The 19,157-nt window shown below is 69.0% G+C and carries 21 protein-coding genes; 10 read left to right on the forward strand and 11 right to left on the reverse strand.

What is annotated here, in order from left to right; genetic code table 11:
- Positions 1-36: 36 nt before the first annotated feature.
- From ABEA24_RS02800 to ABEA24_RS02820, 5 genes are all read left to right on the forward strand, one after another.
- Positions 37-1,662: an L-aspartate oxidase gene (locus ABEA24_RS02800; protein ID WP_345429009.1), complete on the forward strand. Its 1,626-nt coding sequence runs from the start codon at positions 37-39 to the stop codon at positions 1,660-1,662.
- Positions 1,659-2,555 (forward strand): carboxylating nicotinate-nucleotide diphosphorylase, encoded by an 897-nt coding sequence (nadC, locus tag ABEA24_RS02805; RefSeq protein ID WP_345429010.1) that lies wholly within the window; start codon positions 1,659-1,661, stop codon positions 2,553-2,555. The genes ABEA24_RS02800 and nadC overlap by 4 nt, the downstream gene beginning before the upstream one ends.
- Positions 2,555-3,346, forward strand: coding sequence for a type III pantothenate kinase (locus ABEA24_RS02810; protein WP_345429011.1), 792 nt, complete (start codon positions 2,555-2,557; stop codon positions 3,344-3,346). The genes nadC and ABEA24_RS02810 overlap by 1 nt, the downstream gene beginning before the upstream one ends.
- Before the next feature lie 52 nt (positions 3,347-3,398).
- Complete coding sequence (gene lysX, locus ABEA24_RS02815; protein ID WP_345429012.1) at positions 3,399-4,886, forward strand: bifunctional lysylphosphatidylglycerol synthetase/lysine--tRNA ligase LysX; 1,488 nt, start codon at positions 3,399-3,401, stop codon at positions 4,884-4,886.
- Between the two features lie 185 nt (positions 4,887-5,071).
- On the forward strand, positions 5,072-5,527 hold the full coding sequence (locus tag ABEA24_RS02820) for a DoxX family protein (RefSeq protein WP_345429013.1): 456 nt from the start codon (positions 5,072-5,074) through the stop codon (positions 5,525-5,527).
- A 13-nt stretch (positions 5,528-5,540) separates the two neighbouring features.
- On the opposite strand, the gene ABEA24_RS02825 is transcribed toward ABEA24_RS02820, so the two are convergent.
- The 7 genes from ABEA24_RS02825 to ABEA24_RS02850 all read right to left on the reverse strand — a co-directional run bounded on the left by ABEA24_RS02825 (position 5,541) and on the right by ABEA24_RS02850 (position 10,009).
- Complete coding sequence (locus ABEA24_RS02825; protein WP_345429014.1) at positions 5,541-6,074, reverse strand: GNAT family N-acetyltransferase; 534 nt, start codon at positions 6,072-6,074, stop codon at positions 5,541-5,543.
- Between the two features lie 44 nt (positions 6,075-6,118).
- Positions 6,119-6,718 (reverse strand): DUF1266 domain-containing protein, encoded by a 600-nt coding sequence (locus ABEA24_RS02830; RefSeq protein WP_345429015.1) that lies wholly within the window; start codon positions 6,716-6,718, stop codon positions 6,119-6,121.
- A gap of 47 nt (positions 6,719-6,765) precedes the next feature.
- Positions 6,766-7,617: a helix-turn-helix domain-containing protein gene (locus ABEA24_RS02835; RefSeq protein ID WP_345429605.1), complete on the reverse strand. Its 852-nt coding sequence runs from the start codon at positions 7,615-7,617 to the stop codon at positions 6,766-6,768.
- A gap of 237 nt (positions 7,618-7,854) precedes the next feature.
- On the reverse strand, positions 7,855-8,082 hold the full coding sequence (locus ABEA24_RS02840; protein ID WP_345429016.1) for a hypothetical protein: 228 nt from the start codon (positions 8,080-8,082) through the stop codon (positions 7,855-7,857).
- Complete coding sequence (locus ABEA24_RS02845; RefSeq protein ID WP_345429017.1) at positions 8,040-8,828, reverse strand: hypothetical protein; 789 nt, start codon at positions 8,826-8,828, stop codon at positions 8,040-8,042. Before ABEA24_RS02845 ends, ABEA24_RS02840 begins: the two co-directional genes overlap by 43 nt.
- A gap of 294 nt (positions 8,829-9,122) precedes the next feature.
- Positions 9,123-9,215: a DUF397 domain-containing protein gene (locus ABEA24_RS53385; RefSeq protein WP_425551130.1), complete on the reverse strand. Its 93-nt coding sequence runs from the start codon at positions 9,213-9,215 to the stop codon at positions 9,123-9,125.
- 2 nt (positions 9,216-9,217) lie between these two features.
- Positions 9,218-10,009, reverse strand: coding sequence for a helix-turn-helix domain-containing protein (locus ABEA24_RS02850; RefSeq protein WP_345429018.1), 792 nt, complete (start codon positions 10,007-10,009; stop codon positions 9,218-9,220).
- Positions 10,010-10,135: 126 nt separating this feature from the next.
- On the opposite strand from ABEA24_RS02850, the gene ABEA24_RS02855 reads away from it, so the two are divergent.
- Positions 10,136-10,342 (forward strand): hypothetical protein, encoded by a 207-nt coding sequence (locus ABEA24_RS02855; protein ID WP_345429019.1) that lies wholly within the window; start codon positions 10,136-10,138, stop codon positions 10,340-10,342.
- Between the two features lie 41 nt (positions 10,343-10,383).
- On the opposite strand, the gene ABEA24_RS02860 is transcribed toward ABEA24_RS02855, so the two are convergent.
- Positions 10,384-10,857, reverse strand: coding sequence for a GNAT family N-acetyltransferase (locus ABEA24_RS02860; protein WP_345429020.1), 474 nt, complete (start codon positions 10,855-10,857; stop codon positions 10,384-10,386).
- A gap of 18 nt (positions 10,858-10,875) precedes the next feature.
- Complete coding sequence (locus ABEA24_RS02865; protein ID WP_345429021.1) at positions 10,876-12,825, reverse strand: tetratricopeptide repeat protein; 1,950 nt, start codon at positions 12,823-12,825, stop codon at positions 10,876-10,878.
- Positions 12,826-13,282: 457 nt separating this feature from the next.
- Here ABEA24_RS02865 and ABEA24_RS02870 point away from each other — a divergent pair, with 457 nt between their 5' ends.
- Together ABEA24_RS02870 and ABEA24_RS02875 are read left to right on the forward strand one after the other, a co-directional pair.
- On the forward strand, positions 13,283-14,491 hold the full coding sequence (locus ABEA24_RS02870; RefSeq protein ID WP_345429022.1) for an MFS transporter: 1,209 nt from the start codon (positions 13,283-13,285) through the stop codon (positions 14,489-14,491).
- A gap of 309 nt (positions 14,492-14,800) precedes the next feature.
- Complete coding sequence (locus ABEA24_RS02875) at positions 14,801-15,289, forward strand: hypothetical protein (RefSeq protein WP_345429023.1); 489 nt, start codon at positions 14,801-14,803, stop codon at positions 15,287-15,289.
- Positions 15,290-15,461: 172 nt separating this feature from the next.
- Here the strand turns inward: ABEA24_RS02875 and ABEA24_RS02880 are convergent, their stop codons facing one another.
- Positions 15,462-15,653, reverse strand: a complete 192-nt coding sequence (locus ABEA24_RS02880; RefSeq protein WP_345429024.1) for a DUF5999 family protein — start codon at positions 15,651-15,653, stop codon at positions 15,462-15,464.
- Positions 15,654-15,803: 150 nt separating this feature from the next.
- On the reverse strand, positions 15,804-16,571 hold the full coding sequence (locus ABEA24_RS02885) for an IclR family transcriptional regulator (protein ID WP_345429025.1): 768 nt from the start codon (positions 16,569-16,571) through the stop codon (positions 15,804-15,806).
- Positions 16,572-16,730: 159 nt separating this feature from the next.
- Between ABEA24_RS02885 and ABEA24_RS02890 the strand changes: the two genes are divergently transcribed.
- Both ABEA24_RS02890 and ABEA24_RS02895 read left to right on the forward strand, forming a co-directional pair.
- Entirely contained in the window at positions 16,731-17,954 is a 1,224-nt protein-coding gene (locus ABEA24_RS02890; RefSeq protein ID WP_345429026.1) for an ABC transporter ATP-binding protein, read from the forward strand.
- A gap of 456 nt (positions 17,955-18,410) precedes the next feature.
- Positions 18,411-19,145, forward strand: coding sequence for a CHAP domain-containing protein (locus ABEA24_RS02895; RefSeq protein WP_345429027.1), 735 nt, complete (start codon positions 18,411-18,413; stop codon positions 19,143-19,145).
- Positions 19,146-19,157: the final 12 nt, after the last annotated feature.

Genomic DNA, 19,157 nt, shown 5'->3' on the forward strand with positions numbered 1-19,157 from the left:
TCAATCTGACGAGAACTCACCTCCGGAGGAGGGTCCATGATCCCTCGACGCCTCACCGCCCCCGACCCAGGCTGGACCACCGACGCCGACATCGTCGTGATCGGCTCCGGCATCGCCGGACTCGTGACGGCGCTGCGGGCCCGTACGGCGGGACGAGTGCTGCTCGTCACCAAGGCGCTGCTCGACGACGGGTCCACGCGGTGGGCGCAGGGCGGCATCGCGGCGGCACTCCACCCCGACGACTCCCCGGAGGAGCACCTCCAGGACACGCTCACCGCCGGTGTGGGCCTGTGCGACCCCGAGGCCGTACGCGTGCTCGTGACCGAGGGCCCGGACGCGGTGCGCCGGCTGATGGACCTCGGCGCCGAGTTCGACCGGAACGACGACGGGGGCATCGCGCTGACCCGCGAGGGCGGGCACCTCAAGCGCCGGATCGCCCACGCGGGCGGGGACGCCACCGGCGCGGAGGTCAGCCGCGCGCTGCTGGCGGCCGCCAAGGACCAGGGCATCGAGGTGATCGAACACGCCCTCGTGCTCGATCTGCTGACGGAGAACGGCCGGGCCGCCGGCGTGACACTGCACGTCATGGGGGAGGGGCGCCGCGACGGCGTCGGATCCGTCCGCGCCCGCGCGGTGATCCTCGCGACCGGCGGGCTCGGCCAGGTCTTCCAGGCCACCACGAACCCGGAGGTGTCGACCGGCGACGGCGTCGCGCTCGCGCTGCGCGCCGGGGCGGCCGTCGCGGACCTGGAGTTCGTGCAGTTCCACCCCACCCCGCTGTGGCTGGGGCCGGACACGAAGGGCCGGCAGCCGCTGATCTCCGAGGCCGTCCGCGGCGAGGGCGCGTTCCTCATCGACGAGCGGGGCGACCGGTTCATGGCCGGGCGGCATCCGCTGGCCGACCTCGCCCCGCGTGACGTCGTCGCCAAGGCGATCATGTCGATGATGCGGGAGACCGGTGCCTCCTGCGCGTACCTCGACGGTCGGAACCTCGGGCCGCGGATCTGGGAGACGCGCTTCCCGACGATCCTCGCGGCGTGCCAGGCGCACGGCATCGACCCCGTGCACGAGCCGATCCCGGTGCTCCCCACCGCGCACTTTTCCAGCGGCGGCGTCCGTACGGACCTGTGGGGCCGTACCTCCGTGCCGGGCCTGTACGCCTGCGGCGAGGTGGCCTGCACCGGCGTGCACGGCGCGAACCGGCTCGCGTCCAACTCCCTCCTCGAGGGCCTCGTCTTCGGGCAGCGGATCGCCGAGGTGCTGCCCGGCGACCTCGCCGCCGAGGCCCCCGCGGGGACTCCCGGTGACCTCCCGGAGGCGCGGCTGCTCGACCCGAGCGTGCGCGCCGAGGTGCAGCGCATCATGACCATCGACGCGGGCGTGCTGCGGAACGGTCCAGGACTGGAGCGGGCCGCCGAGGAGCTCGCCGTCCTCGCGGACCGGACGACCGGCCGGCCGTGCACCGAGGCGTGGGAGGCGACCAACCTGCACACCGTCGCCTCCCTGATCGTGGCGGCGGCGCGGCGCCGGGAGGAGACCCGGGGCAGCCACTGGCGGGAGGACTTCCCCGACGCCGACGAGACCTGGCGGGGTCACCTGGTGTCGACCCTCGCCGACGACGGAACCCTCACCACGAGCTACGACCCCCAGGAGCTTTCGTGAACGCCGAGCTGGAGACGAAACTGCGCGCCGCCGGACTGGATCCACAGGCTGTGGACGGCCTCGTCCGTACGGCCCTGGCCGAGGACGGCGGCAAGGACGTCACGAGCGAACCGATCTTCGGGTACACCGCGACTGGCCGCGCCGACATGGTGGCCCGGCAGCCAGGCGTCGTCGCCGGGCTCCCCGTCGCCGAACTCGTCTTCGCCTCGGTCACCGCGGTCGACTACTTCCTGGAGATCGGCGGCGACCTCAAGGTCGTGACCCGCGTCGAGGACGGCTCCCGCGTCGCCCCCGGAGACGTCCTGCTCACCGTCGAGGGCCCGCTGGTGCCGCTGCTGCGCGCCGAGCGCACCGCGCTGAACTTCCTCACCCACCTGTCCGGCGTCGCCACCCTCACCCGGCAGTGGGCGGACGCGATCGCGCACACCAAGGCCCGGGTCCGGGACACCCGCAAGACACTGCCGGGGCTGCGGGCGCTGCAGAAGTACGCCGTCCGCTGCGGCGGCGGCGTGAACCACCGCATGTCCCTCGCGGACGCGGCCCTGATCAAGGACAACCACGTGGCGGCCGCCGGGTCGGTGACCGCCGCGTTCACCGCCGTGACCGCCCCGGGCCTGCACGTCCAGGTCGAGTGCGACACCCTCGACCAGGTACGCGAGGCGCTGGCCGCCGGGGCCGGATCGATCCTGCTGGACAACATGAGCGTCGCCGAGATGACCGAGGCCGTACGCCTGACCGAGGGCCGGGCCGAGCTGGAGGCCAGCGGCGGGCTCACTTTGGACGGGGCCCACGCTGTGGCCGAGACCGGAGTCGACTACCTTGCCGTGGGAGCGCTGACCCATTCGGCACAGGCGCTCGACATCGGCCTTGACCTCCTCACAGCGGGGACCTGATGCTGCTCACGATCGACGTCGGTAACACCCACACGGTGCTGGGCCTCTTCGAAGGGGAGGAGGTCATCGAGCACTGGCGGATCAACACCGATGCGCGGCGCACAGCCGACGAGATCGCCGTCGTCCTGCAGGGCCTCGTCCAGCAGAGCCCGCTGCTGGCCGAGACCGACATCAGCGGCATCGCCCTGTGCTCGACGGTCCCCTCCGTCCTGCACGAGATGCGGGAGATGTGCCGCCGCTACTACGGCGACGTCACCGCCGTCATCGTCGAGCCCGGCGTCAAGACCGGCGTGCCGATCCGGATGGACAACCCCAAGGAGGTCGGCTCCGACCGGATCATCAACGCGCTGGCCGCGAACCACATCCACGGCGGCCCCGCGATCGTCGTCGACTTCGGCACCGCGACGACGTTCGACGCCGTTTCGGCCAAGGGCGAGTACGTCGGCGGCGCCATCGCCCCCGGCATCGAGATCTCCGTGGACGCGCTGTCCGCCCGCGGCGCGCAGCTGCACAAGGTGGAGCTCGTACGCCCCCGCAGCGTCATCGGCAAGAGCACGGTCGAGGCACTGCAGTCGGGCATCATCTACGGCTTCGCCGGCCAGGTCGACGGCGTCGTACGCCGGATGTCGGAGGAACTGGCCGACGACCCGGAGCAGGTGACCGTCGTCGCGACCGGTGGCCTGGCCCCGCTCGTCCTCGACGAGTCCCGCTGCATCGACGTGTACGAGCCGTGGCTCACGCTCATCGGCCTGCGCCTGGTCTACGAGCGCAACGTCGGCGTCTCCGGCTGAGCACCGGTCCGGCGGCCGAGGTGGGTGCGCCGGACCGGTAGCCTTCTTAGCCGTGAGCGAGTCGTACGACGATCTTCCGGAGCAGATGCGGGTCCGCCTTGAGAAGGTGGACCGGTTGCGCGAGCAGGGCGTGGACCCCTATCCCCTCGGGTTCCCGCGTACCGCGACGATCGCGGAGGTCCGCGCGAAATACCCCGACCTGGAGCCGGGCGCGTCGACCGGGGAGAAGGTCGGCGTCACCGGCCGCGTCATCCTGGCCCGCAACACCGGCAAGCTCTGCTTCGCCACGATCCGCGACGGCAGCGGCGACATCCAGGTCATGCTCTCCCTCGCCAACGTCGGCGAGGAGGCCCTCGAATCCTGGAAGCGCGACATCGACCTCGGCGACCACGTCGGCGTCGAGGGCGAGGTCATCACGTCGCGGCGCGGCGAGCTGTCCATCATGGCCGACCGGTTCGCGCTGACGTCCAAGTCGCTGCGCCCGCTCCCGGAGAAGCACGCCGGCCTGACCGACCCCGAGCAGCGCGTACGCCTCCGCTACGTCGACCTGATCGTCAACGACGAGGCGCGCCGGATGGCCCGGCTGCGCAGCGACACGGTCCGGGCGATCCGTGAGTACCTCACCGGCCGCGAGTTCCTCGAGGTCGAGACGCCGATGCTGCAGCCGATCCACGGCGGCGCGGCGGCACGCCCGTTCGTCACGCACATCAACGCGTACGACATGGACCTCTACCTGCGGATCGCGATCGAGCTGTACCTCAAGCGGCTCGTCGTCGGCGGCATCGAGAAGGTCTTCGAGATCAACCGCAACTTCCGCAACGAGGGCGCGGACTCCACGCACAACCCCGAGTTCACGATGCTCGAGGCGTACGAGGCGTACGGCGACTACGACACGATCGCCACCCTCACCCGCGAGCTGTACCAGGCCGCGGTGGTCGCCGCGCTCGGCACGACCGTCGTCGTCCACAAGGGCGAGGAGATCGACCTGGCCGGCGACGAGTGGCCGCAGGTCACCCTGTACGGCGCGGTGTCCGACGCGGTCGGCGAGGAGATCACCACCGAGACGCCGATCGAGGACGTCCGGAAGATCTGCGAGCAGCGCGGCCTGGAGTTCGACCCCAAGTGGGGGCAGGGCAAGCTCGTCCAGGAGCTGTTCGAGGCGCTGGTCGAGCACACCCTCGTCCGGCCGACCTTCGTACGCGACTACCCCCTCGAAACCTCGCCGCTCGCCCGCACCCACCGCGACAACCCGCTGCTCACCGAGAAGTGGGACCTCATCGGCTTCGGCACCGAGCTGGGCACGGGTTACTCCGAGCTGATCGACCCGGTCGAGCAGCGCCGCCGGCTGACCGAGCAGTCGCTGCTGGCCGCGGGCGGCGACCTGGAGGCCATGCAGCTCGACGAGGACTTCCTGCGGGCACTGGAGTACGCCATGCCCCCCACGGGCGGCGTCGGCGTCGGCATCGACCGGATGATCATGGCCTTCACCGGCAAGAACATCCGCGAAACGATCCTGTTCCCGCTCGTCAAGCCGGAGTGACCCCTCGACCCGTGCCCGGCAGGTGACGCGTTCACCGTACTTTCAGGGGCCAGGCACCTGATCACCGGCATAGCCGCTGGTCAGCGCGACTGCGGCCTTGTCAAGAGTAATGACTCATTGACAATTCAATAGTCAGAGCACATCCTGACCGCGCGATCGGACGTCAACCGGAGGGGTGTGCTCTCATGAATCTGAATCGGCTCGACGGCCCGGTGCTGTCCTTGTTCCGCGTCGTCGTGGGACTGCTGTTCCTGTTCCACGGCATGTCCTCGCTGTTCGGCGTGTTCGGCGGGGCACGCGGGAACGGCCACGCCATCGCGGTCGGCACCTGGCCCGGCTGGTACGCAGCCCTCATCCAGCTGGTCTGCGGCGCGCTCGTCCTCATCGGCCTGCTGACCCGCCTCGCCGCGGTCCTCGCGTCAGGCTCGATGGCGTACGCCTACTTCACCGTCCACGTGCCGAAGGGGATCATCCCGCTGCAGAACGGCGGCGAGCCGGCCGCGATGTTCTGCTGGGCGTTCCTCCTGATCGCCATCCTCGGCCCCGGCGCCTGGGCCGTCGACTCGCTGGTAGGCCGCTCGCGGGCCACGGTCACCGCGCGCGCCACCGACCCCCACCCCGACCCGGCCACAACGGCCTAGGAGCCGTTCGCGATCACCAGACGGCTCCCTCACGCCAATCGCAGACGAGCTCGCCGGCCAGGTCCAGCGCCGCCGTCAGCGGAAGGACGTGAACGGAGCCGTCCTCTTCCTCCGTACGTTGGACCCCGGCCGGCGCGAGCACCGAGGTCGGCCCCTGCCAGGGCTTCCAGCCACGCGCCTGATAGAAGGGCACCGCCGCATCGGAGGCACCGAGCGCCCCCAGTTCGTAAGCGCCACGCAGGATCCGTTCGAGGGGATCCATCAGGACCGCGCCGAGTCCCCGGCGGCGCCGGTCGCTGCGCACCCCGACAGCCTCCACGTACCCGGTACGGAGCGCCCGCCTGCCGTGTAGCACCCTCCGCTGGACCAGGGAGGCGTGCCCGACCAGCTCGGCGCCCTCCCACGCCAGGACGTGCATCCCACCTCGGGCGTGATCCCAGTCCCGGTCGTCGAAATCACCCTCGAAGACGTCGTCGAGGAAGGCGCGCGTCGTCTTGAGGACGGCGGCGTCCAGCTCACCGGTGTGCGCCGTACGTATCTCGATCATGGCCCCATCCTCGCCATGCACTCCCGACGCGGACAACCGCCGCCTTAGGCGCGGTGGCGGTCCTGCTCGCCGATCGCCTGCCAGGGGACCATGACCCACGGGCTGTCCGGCGCTTCGAGGAGGGTGCGGATGTGCTTGTCGGACACCGCCTGAGGTGCCGGGAAGTCCTCGTCCGGGGTACCGCGCAGCATGCCCATCCAGACGATGCGGCCGAGAAGGTAGTCGTCCGCGTACTCCTTCCACGACCCGTACGCCGCCGCGGTCGGCCGGACGACGTTCCACAGCAGCTGCCAGGCCTCGCCCTCATCCAGGTGACCGGCGGCGAACGCGTTCCGGACGACGTCCACGTAGAGCGCCACGTCCCACGCCAGCGGCGACAGGCCGAACCGCTCCGCGATCTGCGCCCGGTAGCCGCGCTCGGCAAGACCGTTCAGCGAGTCGAGCACGTCGTCCTGCGAGGAGATCTCCCAGTTCTCGGTCAGCCACCGCCGCGCGCGTTTGTCGTCGATGCGCTTGAACGGATACAGCGTCGTCCGCGACGCCTCGGACCCCCGGTTGACCGGCGCGCAAAGCGACACGATCCACAGCTGATGCGTCGTCAGCGGAACCGGATACTTCTCCTCGACCTTCGGCCCTCGCAACATAACGGTGCACCTTACGACAAACGACACGCCGCCATTCGCTGCGGGCATCAGGCGCGGCCGGGATTCCCCCGCATGCGATCTAGGACTCGCCGGGCATAGCCGTCGGTGGCCTGGATCTCGGCGAGTGGGACGAGCGGCAGCCGGACCCGTGTCAGCATCGGAACCTTGCGGAAGATGGAGATCGGATGCAGGCAGTTCGTGGGCAGCTCCTCGATCTCGGTCCATAGGGCGGGCTTCAGCTCATCCACCAGCCGCAGCCGGAACTCCCCGTGGGTACATCGGTAGCACAGCGGAGTCCTGCCGTGCTCGGCACCGACACCCGCTCGCCCACGGCCGTCGGCGCTCGCCGCCTCTTTCTGCTCTTCCTCGGCCTCCCGAGGATCGAGTGACCCGGGGCCGCCCCACTGGAGCCAATACACGTTCCAGCGGGAGGCGCGCATCTCGTGGAAGAGCTCCGTCAGCCGGTCGAGCGAGTCACCGTCGCGCGACACCACCATCTCGAAGGCGGTGACCGGCACCGGGGCCGCCTGGAGCGCCGCCGCCATCAGCCCGTCGGCGATGTACGGGGTCTCGGCGAACCAGGAGACGAACGACGTGAACTCGATCTTCCAGTCGGCGATCCGCTCTTTCAACGGCAGCCCAGCCGTCTTGGCGATGGCGGCATCGATCGCTTCCCACATCGGCTGGGCCTCCAGATGCAGATCCAGCTCCATCGCCCCGAGAATCCGATCGGCGAGAGGAAGGGTCAACTTCCGGCTGCCGTGTTCGATGGCGCTGATGCTCGACACACTCACCCCGGACCGCGCGGCGAGCACCTGCAGCGTGAGCTGTCGAGATATTCGAGCATTCCTGATCAGTGTGCCAAGCCGTTGATTGCTGTCATTCGACATGAACGCCATCGTGCGCCCGGCCGGGCCACCGCATCCATCCACCGTTCACAGTCTGTGGAAAACTCGCCACGCCACATGCACGTGCAGCAACCCACGGAGGCAGCCCTCTCGTTCCAAGGCTTCCCGCCAAGCGGGAAAACTCTCGCCTGAGTAGAACGCGCTGGAGCGATGGCACGGCCGTCGGTGGAGACTCCCCCTGCCGGGCCAGCTGCACCCCAGAGCACGATCGGCTGCCTGAGCCCGGCATCATCTTCTCTCTGCGGAGAGATCGGGTGGCAACGCGGCGGTCGGGGTGAGGGCAGGGCTGGGGACGGTGAGCTTGGTGAGCCCCAACAGGCAGGTGAGCATGGCCGCGGCGGCGAAGGCGGCGGCGAAGGCGTATCCCCAGTGGGCGCCGGCAGTGTCGATGATCTGGCCGGCGGCGGCCGAGCCTACGGCGGTGCCGACCGAGATCGCCGAGGTGAGCCAGGCCATTGCCTCGGTTTGCCGATTCGGCGGCGCTGTCCGGTGGCCGCACTGCCCAGGGCGTAGCCGCCGAGGATGAAGCCGGCCAGCGGCTTGTGCCCATGCTCTTGGGCGAAGTCCACGGTGGCCAGGTCGATCGCGGCGAGCATCGCGCCGAAGAACAAGCCCACCGGCGCCAGCGTGACCAGGCCCCGCGCGGGCAGCAGGTGCCCGCGGACACCGCGCCTCACATCCACCGGGCCCGCGGGAGGCTGGGTGGCACGCTGCGCGGCCAGCAGCAGCGAGCCGGCCACACACGTGGCCGCCGCCACTGCCAGCCCCGCCGCCGGATGGACCTCGGTGGCCAGCAAGGTGACCAGCACCGGCCCTGCCACAAAGATCACCTCATCTGCCACCGACTCCAGCGAGAACGCGGCCTGCAGCAACGGCGAGCCACCCAGTAGCGCGCTCCACCGAGCCCGTACCATCGAGCCGAGCTGCGGGGTGGCGGCCCCGGCGAGCCCGCTACAGGGGATCAGAGCCCAGCCCGGCGCGCGCAGTTCCGCGCAGCCGATGAGGCCGACCGTCGATGCCGCGTACACCCGCACCAACGGCGGCAGTACCCGGCCCTGGCCGAACCGGTCGGCTAGCCGGGCAGCCAGCGGCGACACCAGCGCATATCCAGCCGACCCGGCCGCGGCCACCTCACCCGCCAGCCCGTACCGGCCCGTGATCGAGGCGACCAGCAGCACGCCCAGAACCTCAGGTGCGCGCATCAAGATGACGCAGGCGCCCAACCCGCATCAACTCATTTGCCGCGTCGCCTGCGCCGCGTCTCTGTCGGCCTTCGCCACGGTGGCCATGACAGAGGCGGGCGCAGCGATGCACGTGTACCAATCTGGGGAGTAAGCCGTTTCGTTCTAGGGCTTCTCGTGAGATGGGAAAACTCTCGCCTGAGTAGAAGGCGCTGGAGCGATGGCACCGCCGTCGGCGGAGACCCCTGCCAGGCCCCGCCGCAGAGCACGATCGGCTGCCCGAGCCCGGCTCGCCGCCGCGGTCGCTCTCTTCGGTCAGGCGCCGGTCTCGTCTTCAGACCACTCGGCGATCTCGACGCAGTGTGATTCACCTTGTGCGCTGTAGGTGCTCTTGCGCCATTGCGACATTGTTACGCCTCCTCCGCGTATGCCCGGATCATCTCTGCCGACAAGTCTGGTGGCAATGCCAAGGCGGCGAGCTGCTCGAACGAGCGTTGTGCGCGGAGCACTTCGGTCGGCGTATCGATGAGTTGGCCCTGAGCCCAGCCATCGGCGTACGCGACATCTGGTTCGTCAGGCAGCCGGAGTAGCAGTAACGGGCCGCCAACGGCGTCATGCGCGCCGGCAGAGAACGGAAGCACCTGGAGGGTCAGGTTCGGACGGGGAGCGGCGAGCGTGGTGAGCTGCTCGCGCATCACTGTCGCGTCGCCGATTCGTCGGCAGAGCACTGCTTCATCGATTACGACGTGAAACGTCGGCGGGGGCTGACGGCTGAAGATCTCTTGACGCTTCATGCGTCTCTCGACCGAGTGACCGATCTCCTCCGGTGAGAGGCCATTGCCCGGTACCTCGTGGAGTGCCCGGGCGTACGACCTTGTTTGCAGGAGGCCGGACACCAATCGCATGTCGTACTCGGAGATTGCGACTACCCGCTCTTCTAGCTCCACCAGGTCACGGAAGGCGGTGCTGTCGTCCTGGGCCTTCTTGGCGAGTTCGGTCATGACGCCGGGGAGATTGAACAGGGCGTCGGCGTGCTCGCCGAAGCCGGGCGGGGGCTTGCGGCGGCCCTGCTCCACGGAGGCGACCGTCCATACCGACCAGGGGACGCTGTCGGCGAGTTGTTCGCGCTGCCAGCCCAGGCGTTCGCGGTGGCGGCGTAGTTCGGTGCCGAAGTAGGAGACGAAGCCGGAGGAGTTCGCCATCGGTACGGGCTCCTTGTACACGCGGGGGGAGTGCTCAGGGGTACGAGCTGTACTCATTCCGCAGCGTAATCATCCGGTGACAGCATCGTCAGGCAGATGGACAAGTCTGATCACAGGAGGTCACCGATGCTGATGAAGGTCGAAGGCGTGTACGTGTCCACGTGCGCCCACGTGCCCGAGAACACGCCGCTGCGAGTTGTCCGGCACGCGGACGAGGAGATCACTTCCGTACGGTTCGGCGAGGACGAGCTTCTCGTCGTCGAACTCGACGACGGCATGGTCCCGACGCTCATCGAGGCCCTGCAGACCCCGTACGAGCCCAGCAAGTCCTGACCATGCTCAACGAACGGGCGGGGCTGCCGCCCCGCCCGAGGTCACCCGGCGCTCTGCCTGATGTCTGCCTGGAGCAGGCGCGGCGACGATGTGAACTCATGGCGGGTGTAGGCCGAGATCGCCTCGTCGCTGGAGTGGACGGTCACGCGCTCGAGTCCAAGGTCGCGTCCGAGTGCCAGGACCGCGTCGATCAGCCGGCCTCCCAGTCCGCCGTTGCGCTCCTCCGGCACCACGTACACGCATTGCACGTCACCCGAGGCTCGCTCGAACGTGCGGGGGTGGGGGACGCGCTGAACGATCGCCAGGAATGCCATGCCGATGATCACGTCGCCGCGGGCCATGACCAGGCACCGATGAGATGACCGGTTCTCTTTTGCCCAGGCCACGAAGCGCGGGACGAATTCCTCCAGCGGGGTTCCGGACGTGCCGTGGAGCTCTTCCACCCACCGCCAACGCAGCTCAGCGACAACTTCGAGATCCTCAGGCCGGGCGGGACGAATCGCGATGTCGGTCATCTGATCATCTTGACGCCTTCAATCGACGGACTCGAGTTCGATCCGCAGCTGCACGATGTCCGGATCGTTCGGAGCGAGCGTTAGCGCGTGCGCGATGTCGGCGCGGGCCTCGGCTAGTTGTCCGGCGGATCGGTGTGCGACGGCGCGGTTGTACAGCAGTGCTGCGTCTTCGCCGACAGCCAGGGCGCGCGTGAGGTCCCGTACCGCGGCTATCGGGTCGCCGTTCGCCTCGGCCAGCGCCGCACGGCCGGCGAGCGCCGCGACGAGTCCGGGGTCCGTGGCGAGTGCCGTGTCGAAGTCGCGGCGGGCCTGTTCGACATCGTCGGCGGCGGCCGCCAGCTGGCCGCGTACACAGGTCAGGTGCGGGTTGCCGGGATCCGCGGAGAGCCCGGTCCGTACGTCATCGGCCGCGCCGTCATCGTCGCCGATCATGGCTCGCAGTCCGGCCCGGTTCACGTACGCGTCGACGTATCCGGGGTCGAGTTCGAGAACCCGGTCTAGATCACGCAATGCTCCAGAGGCGTCGTCGCTTGCCTGACGGAGGACGGCGCGGTTGAAGTGCATCTCGGGGAAAGGCGGGCCGAGACGGATCGCGATGTCGTACGCGGCCAGCGCCGCCTCGTCCTGTCCCGTCACGTGCAGCAGATTGGCGCGGTCGAAGTGGTATTCGGCGTAGTCCGGGTCGACGGCGAGCAGCGCGTCGTACGCGCGCAGGGCCTCCTCGGTATCGCCGAGCATGGCCAGCAGACGCGCCCGGTTGGACAGCAGGGTGCACCGATCGAGGAGATGCCGGTCCGGTGGCAGCTCGCGATCCATTCGCAGGATGCCCGCGTCGACGAGCCGCAGCGCCTCCGTGGGGTTCCCCAGCCGGAGTTCGACCAGGGCTTTTCCGTTCTGGTAGAAGATCTCGTAGAAGGTCCGGTCCTGTGGGTCGGGGAGCAGTGACGCGACGGCGATCGCTGCGTTGATCGATGCCATCGCCCGCATGTGGTCGTGTCGTTTCGGGTCGTGGTGGCGGGTGTAGAGCATCGCGGTCTCGTAGGCGGCGACGCGGTGCACGGCCGGATCGGCGGAGGCGGCGCGCGCCTCGTCGTAGAGCGCCTCGCTCTGTTCGCCCTGGCCGAGCAGCGCGAGGGACAGCGCCATCTGCCGGGTGAACCGCCACCGGCTGCCGCTCCCGGGTTCGGTTCGTGCCCGCCCACGTCGGCCGAGGTCGACGCACGCCTCGTGGAAGGCCAGGGCGAAACAGTGATCCTGCGCGGTGGCGAGCGCGGTGACGGCGGCGTCGGGGTCGGTGCCGCGTTCGCGGTGGTACGGGAGGGCGCCGAGACGCCACGACCAGTCTCCGACGGCGAGTTCGTCCGCGCGGGCGTCGTGCAGCCGCGCTCGCTCGCTTGCTTCGAGTTGTTCGTAGGCCCGGAGCGCCTGCGGGTCGTCGCATGTGCCGTCGGCGGCCACAACGCGTGCAGCGAGATCGGCTGAATCCTCGGCTTCGGTCGGCGCGGCGTCGGTGTTCCCTTCGATGGCCTCGGCCTGTGGCCAGTCATCGGTCGAGGTCCTGGTGCACAGGAGCAGGGACAGTAGCGACGGATCGAATCGCCGCAGGAGTATCGCGATCAATTCGCGGTCCGTCGCGTCGGCCTGGTCGACGTTCTCCAGGACCAGAGCGGCGGATCCCGTATTCAGCCGCCTGAGGTACTCATGCAGAAAGTCGGTGAGTCCGTGGGCGATCCGCGCCGTCCGGAGGCGAGAGTGGACGCGGGTGCGTTCTGCATCCGGGATCTGATGGAAAAGCGTCTCCCGCCCGATCGGAATCGTGGCGCGAAGTTCCGGCGCGACGGTGCGGATCTCCAGGTCGTGTCGCTCGACCAGGTCCGGTGCGATGGCGAGGGCCGTGGGAGCGACCGCCCTGATGATCGCGCCGCCCGCGGTGTAGGGGCCGCGGAGGGCGGCATGCGCGTCGATCACCGGCGTTAAGAGTTTCGGCAGGCCCAGGGAATCGACGAGGCTTTCTCGATCCCATCTCGGGGGCGCGGTCATGACGCGATGACGAGGCGACACCTCAAGCTCCATCTACGGTATCGGTGTCTGGCGACTGCCGGGCCTTATCGGCCACGGCTCGGCAGTCGCCGAGGCTTTCAGTAAATTACGCGCTGCCGTGCGCCGTGGCCGCCTTGCTGGCCAGTTGTTTTATCTCTGGCTTTTGCACGGCTATTTTCTTCATGCGTAACGCCCCTCCCTTCGTGTGCGACCATGGATTGGGCTCTCGATCACTCAACACCGCAGGTCACGGCATGTCAAGTGGTTGACCCATGATCGATGATGTCGGATATCATGCCTTGCATGCACCTCGCCGGTGATTATTCATCTGCATTCCCGTGCTTCGCTCAGTCTCTTGATGTCTGCCGCTAAAACAACCTCGGAATTGTGGCGTCACCGGGACTTCATGCTGCTGTGGGGCGGCCAGACGATCAATATGACGGGCACGCAGGTCAGCCAGCTGGCGGTCCCCCTGGTCGCGCTGTCCGTGCTGCACGCGTCGGCGTTCCAGGTGAGCCTGCTGTCGGCCATGGGATTCGTGCCGTACGTGCTCGCCGGGCTGCCCGCAGGCGCGCTGGCCGACCGTTTCCGGCGCCGACCGCTGATGGTGTGGTGCAGCCTCTTCCAAGGACTGGTCCTGGGATCCGTTCCGGTCGCCGTCGTGTGCGGTGCCCTCACCCTGGGGCAGTTGATCGTGGTCGCGTTCATCGTCGCCTTACTCGCTGCCCTCTTCGATCCCGCGTATCAGAGTTATCTGCCGTCGCTGCTGCCGGCGCGGCAGCTCATCGACGGCAACGGGAAGCTGGGCGCCTCTTACGCGTTCGCGACGGTGGTCGGGCAGAGCACGGCCGGCTGGCTGGTCGCCGCGCTGGGAGCCGCCGGGACGATCGGGGTCGACGCGGTCTCCTCACTGATGAGCGCGGCGTCCCTGAAACTGATCGCCGCGCGGGAACCGTCTCCGGAACGGCGTGGCACCCGGATGCGGGCGGAGATCGGCGAAGGTCTCCGCTACGTGTTCCACGACCGGCTGATGCGACCCGTCGTCCTGGCGAACACGATGGTCTCGGCAGGGATCGGCGCCTCGTGGTCGCTGTGGGTGCTGTACGTCGTCCGCGACCTGCACTGGCCGATGGTCGTCGCCGGTCTGTGCCAGGGGGTCGCCGCCGTCGGCGGCGTGCTGGGCGGACTGTGCACCGAACCGCTCGCCAGGCGGCTCGGCCTCCCGTTGCTGATGCTGGCCACCACGCCGATGTACGTACTGGACCTGGTGCCGACCGTGCTCGTCGGACCGGGGCTGACCGGTCAGATCGTGGTCACCGTCGGATACTTCGTGGCCCTGGCCGGAGAGTTCGCCTACGTCAACGCCAACCTCAGCTACCGGCAGCTCATCTGCCCGCCGGACCTGCTCGGCCGGATGAACGCCACGACCCGGTGGCTGTCATGGGGCATCCGGCCGCTGTTCACCCTGATCTTCGGCCTGATCGCCACCTGGATCGGCGTACGGGCGGCGCTCGGCCTCGCCGCCGGCCTTTTCGCGTTCCCGTTCGCCGTCCTCGTCGCCTCACCGCTGCGCGGGCGCGCGCGAGCACGTTAATTCGGGTGCTCGGGGGAGCGGGCGGGTGTTACGTGCGATCGTCTCGGGCGCGCTGAGCCGGCGGCGCTGAGCGGTCCATCGGCGGTCGGTGACATGCGGCGCGGGCATCTCTCCTCGCGGGAATCTCCCCCGTGAGGGGGAGGTGCCTCACCGCCGCGAGGGGTCCGGCCGGGCGCGCCGCGCGTGATCGTTGAGAGGTCAGCGCAGCCCGCATTTGGAGGTCCGATCACCGTGGTCGCCCGGCCCGTCCCGATTACCACCGTCGACGTCGCACGTCCCGAGTCCGCTCAGGCTCGGCGTGGGGGCGATGTGTCCCGCTGGGCGGTCATCGCCGCGTGGGCGACGGTGCTGTGCACGGTCCCGTCGTCGATCTGGCGGCTCGCGCTCGGTGTTGGCGTCGACGTCGGCTTCACCGGCCGGCTCGGGCACATGTACACGGGGACCGCGATCCTGGCGTACGTCCTGCTCCTGTCGGTGGCCTCGCAGGCCGCCGCGTTCCTCACGCTGGGGTTGGTACGGCCGTGGGGCGAGGTCGTGCCGGGGTGGGTGCCGTGGCTGGGCGGGCGTCGGATTCCGCCACTGGTCGCGATCGTGCCGGCGTCGGTCGGTGCCGTCGCGGTGATGGGGCTGTGCGCGGCGGTCACCCTGACGTCGCACGGTCCGCTGGACAATCCCGACTTCCCGCACGGTACGGCCGGCGTGATCATGGACGTCTGTTACGCGCCGCTGCTGGCGTGGGGGCCGCTCGTGGCGGTGCTGACGATCGCGTACGCCCGTCGCCGGGCGCGGAGGGACTGAGACGTGAACGCCGGGGCCGACACGGTGGGCATGTCGACCCCGGCGTCCAACCGGGGGACCGGGGGGTCCCGGGGGGTGTGGGGGGTGGGGGTGGGGGGCGGCCCGGCTAGGGCCTCATGCGGCCGTCTCCGGCCGTTTTCCTCTGATCCGCAGGCGAGGATGGTTGTTGGCTTTAGGCGGCGTAAGCGATCTCCTGGTGGATCGGGACGCTACGACCGTCGGGGAGCAGCTCGCCGGTGTCCTCGAAGACGATGACGCCGTTGCAGAGCAGTCCCCACCCCTGCTCGGGGTGGTAGGAGACGAGGCGGGCCGCGTCGTGATCGGGAGCGTCCGCCGTCGGGCACGTCGGCTGGTGCTGGCACATCGCGGAACCTTCCCTTCCTTCACTGGGCATGTAGTCGTTCTCATTCATCAGCATGCCGTGCGATCTGCGCCCGCGAAGTGGGAAAAATACCCGGACGACTACCTGAACCGAGTACGTAGGTATACGTATGCGGGCCGCCGGAAGACCCGGTCAGGGGTGGATCAGGTGGTACGCGGCGTACTCGATGCGTTCGCGGGCCTGGAGGAGGAGCGCGGAGATCTCGCGTTCGCGGGCGTCATCGAGCCGGATGGCGGGGACGGACACGCTGATCGCGTCGCGGGCCGGGCGCTGGAGTCGCAGGGCGACCCCGACGCAGCAGACGCCCGGGGTGTTCTCCTCGCGGTCGATGGCGTGGCCGCGCTCGCGGACGCGCCGGAGCTCGGCGCGGAGCGCGTCGTGGTCGGTGATGGTGTGCTCGGTCTGGCGTTCGAGCTCGGCGCGGAGCACGGGGTCGGGGCGGTCGGCCAGCAGGGACTTGCCCAGCGAGGTGCTGTGCGCGGGCACGCGCCGGCCGACGCGGATGACGGGCCGCAGGTTGTGCCGCGACGGCCGGGAGGACAGGTAGACGACGTCGTAGTCGTCGAGGCGGCCGAAGTGCACCGTTTCCCCGGTGGCCTCCGCGAGCCAGTCGAGGACCTCGTGGGCCATGCCGACGACGGGGTCGCCGTCGATGTACGACGCGCCGACGAGCAGTGCGCGCATGCCGATGCGGTACAGCGTGCCCGTGGGGTCGGTCTCCACCCAGCCCAGCTGGACGAGGGTGCGCAGCAGGGCGTACAGGCTGCTCTTCGGGTAGCCGAGTTCCTGCTGGATCTCGGTCAGGCTGTACATCCCGCCCTGGCGGGCGAAGAAGTCGAGCAGCGCGACGGTCCGCGTCGCGGACTTGACGCCCGGCGCGGCCGGCTCGGTCGCGTCCATTCAGCCCCTCCAGAGCACCCGGCCTGCGCTCCCGCGCGGCTCCGGCGATCACGCCGGAGCCAGAGGACAGCTTAGTCCGGTTCAAGTCTTGTTCATATATGCGAACACTGGTTATGGTTGTGGACACTTTTAGCGGTCGAGCATCCGGAGGGTTCCCTTATGGCGAAGATCACCCTGAGCCATGTGGTCAAGGCCTACACGAACGAAGTGAAGGCGGTGGACGACCTCAACCTGGAGATCCAGGACGGGGAGTTCATGGTCCTCGTAGGCCCGTCCGGGTGCGGCAAGTCGACCGCCCTGCGGATGATCGCGGGCCTGGAGGACATCACCGGCGGTGAGATCTCGATCGGCGACCGGGTGGTCAACAACCTGGCCCCCAAGGACCGCGACATCGCGATGGTCTTCCAGAACTACGCGCTGTACCCGCACATGACGGTCGAGCAGAACCTCGCGTTCGGCCTCCAGCTGCGCGGCACGCCGAAGCCGGAGATCAAGAAGCGGGTCAACGACGCCGCCAAGATGCTCGGCCTCGAGCAGTTCCTCAAGCGCAAGCCGGCCGCCCTGTCCGGTGGTCAGCGGCAGCGTGTCGCGATGGGCCGCGCGATCGTCCGTGAGCCGCAGGCGTTCCTGATGGACGAGCCGCTGTCGAACCTGGACGCCAAGCTCCGCGTGTCGATGCGCGCCTCCCTCAACCAGCTGCACGACCGTCTCGGCGTCACCACGGTGTACGTCACGCACGACCAGATCGAGGCCATGACCCTCGGCGACCGGGTCTGCGTGCTGCGCGAGGGCAAGCTCCAGCAGGTCGACACCCCGCAGAACCTCTTCGACAACCCGGTCAACCTGTTCGTCGCCGGGTTCATCGGTTCCCCGGCGATGAACTTCGTGACCGCCGAGCTCGTCCGCGACGGCGGCGCCCACGTCGCCTTCGCCGGCTTCAAGCTGCCCGTCCCGGACTCGGTCCTGGAGGCCCGCTCCGGCCTCGACGACTACTTCGGCAAGGAGATCATCCTGGGCATCCGGCCGTCCGACTTCGAGGACGCCGGGCACAACGGCAGCGACTGGCCGACCATCCAGGCGCACGCGGACGTCACCGAGGAGCTCGGCAGCGAGATCAACGTGATCTTCACGATCGACGCTCCGCCGGTCGAGCACAAGGACACCGCCGACCTCGCCCACGACGCCGACGAGGACGACGCCGCGATCCCGCTGGCCGAGAACAAGGCGCTGTGGACCGCCCGCGTCAACGCCCGCTCGCACGTGCGTCCCGGGCAGGACATCGAGCTGTCGGTCGACACCAGCCGCCTGCACTTCTTCGACGTTGGCACCGGCCTGGCCATCGGCCACCCCGAGGCCGCCACGGTCGCCGCCGCCACGGCCTGAGTCCGCATCACCGACCGGGGATCTCCGCGCCGTCGGCGCGGAGATCCCCGTGTTCGTTTTGGGGACTGGGCGCGTGCCCGCAAGGTTCCATCGGTGTGATTTACATCACATAAATTTGATGTAGTGAAGCATTCTTTGTTACGTTTTTGCAGGTCAGTGGCGTAATCAGGGCCGCTGTACTGGGCGCATGCGCGCCAAGAGGAGGACCCAGCCGGAGCACGTCACCTGATCCGACCAAGGCCGCCGGCCCGACCACGAGGCCGCGCAGACACTTTCCCTGGATCCTTTGTTCAAGTCGTCCGCAAACGCGGGTCCCGCTGAGCCCGCGTCATCGCGGAGCCGAGTGTCCCATCGCACCACTGGGGCGAATCGGCACGTCACCTCATTGCTCGCAGGGCAGCTTTCACGTCCGATCCCGTCAGTCGACCGGGCGGAGTGGAGGCGAAGGAGTACCCCGTGTCACCACGACACACAACGCCTGCAGCTACGTTCAAGCGCAGGTTCGTCATCGGCGCCCTCTCCGGAGTCGCCGTCGGCGCCACCACGATCGCGTTGGTCTCCGTCGGCCCGACGTCTGACGATCCGACCAGGCTCATCTTTTATCGCGCGGCGGCGCCGGGCCACCCCGCGCACATTCCCGTTCCGGCCAAGCCGGCGAAGTACCTCCCGAAACCCCCGCCCGCGAAGAGGCGTCTGCCAAAGCACCTGCCCTCCGCCGCGGACGTACTGAAGATCGCCCTTTCCCAAGTCGGCGTCACGGAGAACGCCGTCGGCGGGACCAAGTTCAACCAGTGGTTCATGTCCACCTCTGCCGCTTTGCTGGGCGCGCAACAGTACGGCGGGTCGGTCAGCGACTACGCGAACGCCGCTTGGTGCGACATGTTCGTCTCCTGGGTCGGTGCTCAGGCCGGTGTTCCGGGGATCGGTGTCGACGCGTACACGCCGTCGCACGCCAGGTGGTTCGAGCAGCAGGGCCGCTGGGGCGGCGTTGCCAAGCCCGGCGCGGTCGTTTTCTTCTCCTTCTCCGGAGACAAGAGCATTGGCGGCATCGAGCACACCGGTCTGGTCATCAAGGACAACCAAGACGGCACTATCCAGACCGTCGAGGGCAACACCGACGACACCGTCAAAGTTCGCATTCGGGATATTTCAGACGTCGTCGGCTACGGCTACCCGGACTACGCCCGATAGCCCTGGCTCAGG

The organism is Actinoallomurus vinaceus (assembly GCF_039542055.1).
Taxonomy (GTDB): domain Bacteria; phylum Actinomycetota; class Actinomycetes; order Streptosporangiales; family Streptosporangiaceae; genus Actinoallomurus; species Actinoallomurus vinaceus.